The organism is Phyllobacterium sp. P5_D12 (genome assembly GCF_054049495.1).
This window is the reverse complement of record NZ_JBFUMG010000504.1, coordinates 1-3,249: the sequence shown is the minus strand read 5'-3', so window position 1 is coordinate 3,249 and position 3,249 is coordinate 1. Positions and strand designations below refer to the sequence as shown.

Sequence of the window (3,249 nt, the reverse complement as noted above, 5' to 3'; positions counted from 1 at the left end):
CTCGGGTCTTGAAACAGCACGCCAATGTCCTTGCCGGGTTTTGGCAAATGCGAGAACTCCGGAAATTCTATTGCCCCCTCTGTTCTCGCCGATTTGGGCAAGAGGCCGGCGATGGCCATGGCCAGCGTGGACTTTCCCGAGCCGCTCTCGCCAATGACAGCTAGCCTACCCCCCTTGGCAAGATCGAGAGACACATCCTGCAAGGCGGCGGTATCGCCATAGCTTACACAAAGATTCCGGACATGCAGGTAAGTCTCTGTCATGGCTGCAATCTTTCGGTCCGTGACAGCCCTCGCCCAAGCAAATGTACGCCCAGAACAGTGACCACCAGAGCGATACCCGGAACGATTGAAAGATATGGCGCCGCCCGCAAGACTGTGCGGCCCTCGGCGATCATGCTGCCCCACGTCACCCGGTTCGGGTCGCCGAAACCGAGGAACGACAGTGCAGCTTCGATGAGGATCGCGGCGGCGACGGAAATGGCCGCAAGCGATGCCGTTGGTCCGAAGGCGTTGGGAAGCACTTCGCGAAAGGCGATTTCGAGCGGGCGCATGCCGAGTGCGCGCGCGGCGGCAACAAAATCGCGCGCGCGCAATGACAGCACCTCGGCCCGTGTTACCCGGGCCGCTTGCGTCCACGTTCCAAGGCTGATGGCGAAGATCAGCGTCGGAACGCTCGGGCCAGTGACACTGATTGTCGCGAGGGCCAAAAGAAAGCTAGGTACCGTCTGGAATGCCTCCGTCATGCGCATCAGCACCGTATCGGCAAGACCACCCAAATATCCGGCCAGCGTGCCAACGATGCTGCCAACGACCAATGCGACAGCCGCAGAGAAGCAGGCGACAAGCAGTGTCGTGCGCGTGCCATGCAATAGCCCGGCAAACACGTCACGGCCAAGACGATCGGTGCCAAGTGTGTGTGCACCGGATGCGAAGGGGCGCAACATCGGCTCGCCGGTGATGGCCAGCGGATCGCCGGGCGCGATCCATGGCGCCAGCAGTGCCATTAGGACAAGGGCCGCGAGCACAACTGCGCCTGCGCGTCCTTCCCAGTTCAGCATCCGCCAAACTCTCATCGCCCAACCCTTACGCGCGGATCAAGCTTGCCATAGGCGAGATCGACGAGGAGATTGACAATGATCACCGTGATGGCGCTACACAGGATGACACCCAGCAACAAGGGTGTATCGCGGCGCGCCACTGCTTCTGCCGCCAATCGGCCGAATCCCGGAATAGCAAACACACTCTCCACCACGACGCTGCCGCCTAGCATCGCCGCCGCCTGCAAGCCAAGCATGGTAACGACCGGCAAGACTGCGTTGCGCGCCACATGCCGCCAAACGATCCGCCCCCGGCTCAACCCACGTGCTTTCAATGCGTTGACGAAGGGATCGCGCCAGATTTCGCTCATCCGGTCGCGCATCAAGCGCAGGTAAAGCGCGAGATAGACCACGGCGAGCGAGGCAACCGGCAAGATCAGATGCGCGCCGATATCGGCCACGCGCGCTAGTCCTGTCTTACCGGATGCGACTGATTCAATGCCGCCGATCGGCAGCCAGCGCAGATCGACGGCGAAGATCACAATGAGCACCAGACCTAGCCAGAAGCCCGGAACCGCATAGAGCGCGAGCGAGCTGGTGGACAAAAAGCGGTCGCGAAACGATCCAGGATCTGCTCCGGCAACGACTCCCAAGAGCGACCCGAGGAAAAAGGCCAGCGCTGTTGCCACGCCCATGAGCAACAACGTAATCGGCAGTCGCTCCAAAATGACCGAGGCAACTGGCCGCTCGAAGGCGGTGGACCAGCCAAGATCGCCTCGGGCGAGCGCCGATGCGTAGGCCTTGAAGCGGTAAGCTGGCCCTTGGTCTAGGCCCCATTCCTGGCGCAGTTGTGCAATCTGTTCCGCATCCATGCTGCCGGATCGCGCCACATAGGAATCGACCGCATCGCCGGAAGCAGCCTCAAGCAGCAGGAAGCTGCCGAGCAGCACCACGAACAGAACCGGAAGCGCCGTTACGAGACGTCTCAGGAAAAAGGAAACGAGAGGCGGCAAGGAAAACTCCGGCTAGATAGCCAACAATGTCGGGAATATACGTCGCTATTCAAACAACCGCCTATAGTCCGGCGGCCTTCCTCAATGCCTCATTGATGCGCGACTGCCAACCGGGTCCTCCAGACTTAAACCTGTCGACAACATCGGCATCGATACGCAGATTCAATTGTCGCTTGGGACGTTCCAACTTCGGCCTTCCCCGACGAATCGGCACTCCATTCTCGTTCTGATCGGCGTTTTGGAACCATTCAGTGCCAAGCTCGGGCGCGTCGTCAGGATCAACCCAGGTTGGTTTTGTATCTGTTTCTTTCACGCTCATTGGCTTTCCTCATCGAAATGATATGCCGGGCACCATCTCGCTCCGTCCATACAATAACAACCATGCGATCATGCAGATAACCCACAGTGATCACACGTATCTCTCCATAATCGAAACGGTCATCTTCCTTGTCGTATGTCCGACCAGCGAAAACGATGTCCGCTTTACCGAAATCAAGCCCGCGCTCCTGAAAAGTGATGTCCCGTTTCACCGGGTCAAATGTGATCTTCACCGATTAAATGTATCCCCACAAAATATATAGAATTAAAATACGTCGTCAACTGTATTTGCATTACCCCTTCAACCAAACATCCGACCAATTCGATACCGCCCAGCGCGGGTTATTCGAAACGTTCTGCACGCTATCACGTGCAACTGTAATGAAGGAGAACTCGGCGACATTGATCAGCGGCAGGTCATCGGCGACCTTCTTCTGCAGCTCCTTATAAAGCCCGGCGCGCTTATCGGCATCGATCTCGGAGGCGGCATCCTCGATCAGCTTGTCGACCTCTGCGTTTGCATAACCATACTGGTTGGAGAACGGCACGCCCGCTGGCAGGCCGCTTTCGAGCAGGATCGTCGTCGAGATCGCCGGATCGGACCGATAGACCGGTGTCGCGACGGTAATGTCGAAATCATGGTCGGTATAGACCGCCTTCAGATGCGCAGGCGTATCGTTGCTGACGATCTGCGCATCGATGCCGATCTTGGCCAGAGCCTGGCGAAGATAATCGCCAAACTGCTTGGTTTCATTGAAGAAAGGAGCCGGCAACAGCTTCAACTTGAAGCGGTTTCCGTCCGCACCGCGTTTGTAGCCAGCCTCATCCAGCAAGGCCTCGGCCTTCGCAGGGTCGAAAGTGTACTTCGTCATATCGGAT

At 58.1% G+C, this 3,249-nt stretch carries 6 protein-coding genes; all 6 read right to left on the bottom strand.

Annotation, left to right across the window (positions count from 1 at the left end; all coding sequences use genetic code 11):
• Positions 1-263: ATP-binding cassette domain-containing protein (locus ACXJ5O_RS22565; protein WP_457301851.1), on the bottom strand; the 263-nt coding region annotated here is incomplete at its 3' end.
• Positions 260-1,060, bottom strand: a complete 801-nt coding sequence (locus ACXJ5O_RS22560) for an ABC transporter permease (protein ID WP_457301850.1) — start codon at positions 1,058-1,060, stop codon at positions 260-262. The genes ACXJ5O_RS22560 and ACXJ5O_RS22565, both read right to left, overlap by 4 nt.
• Before the next feature lie 11 nt (positions 1,061-1,071).
• Positions 1,072-2,052 (bottom strand): ABC transporter permease, encoded by a 981-nt coding sequence (locus tag ACXJ5O_RS22555; protein ID WP_457301849.1) that lies wholly within the window; start codon positions 2,050-2,052, stop codon positions 1,072-1,074.
• A 61-nt stretch (positions 2,053-2,113) separates the two neighbouring features.
• On the bottom strand, positions 2,114-2,371 hold the full coding sequence (locus tag ACXJ5O_RS22550; protein ID WP_457301848.1) for a BrnA antitoxin family protein: 258 nt from the start codon (positions 2,369-2,371) through the stop codon (positions 2,114-2,116).
• The gene (locus tag ACXJ5O_RS22545) at positions 2,331-2,603 is read right to left on the bottom strand and encodes a BrnT family toxin (RefSeq protein ID WP_457301847.1); all 273 of its coding nucleotides are present in this window, start codon (positions 2,601-2,603) and stop codon (positions 2,331-2,333) included. Before ACXJ5O_RS22545 ends, ACXJ5O_RS22550 begins: the two co-directional genes overlap by 41 nt.
• A gap of 60 nt (positions 2,604-2,663) precedes the next feature.
• The coding region (locus ACXJ5O_RS22540) for an ABC transporter substrate-binding protein (RefSeq protein ID WP_457301846.1) at positions 2,664-3,249 on the bottom strand (586 nt) is incomplete at its 5' end.

Excerpts from the sequence above, each read along its gene's own strand:
- ACXJ5O_RS22560 (WP_457301850.1), bottom strand. The coding sequence starts at position 1,060 with ATGCTGAACTGGGAAGGACGCGCAGGCGCAGTTGTGCTCGCGGCCCTT.
- ACXJ5O_RS22550 (WP_457301848.1), bottom strand. The coding sequence starts at position 2,371 with ATGAGCGTGAAAGAAACAGATACAAAACCAACCTGGGTTGATCCTGAC.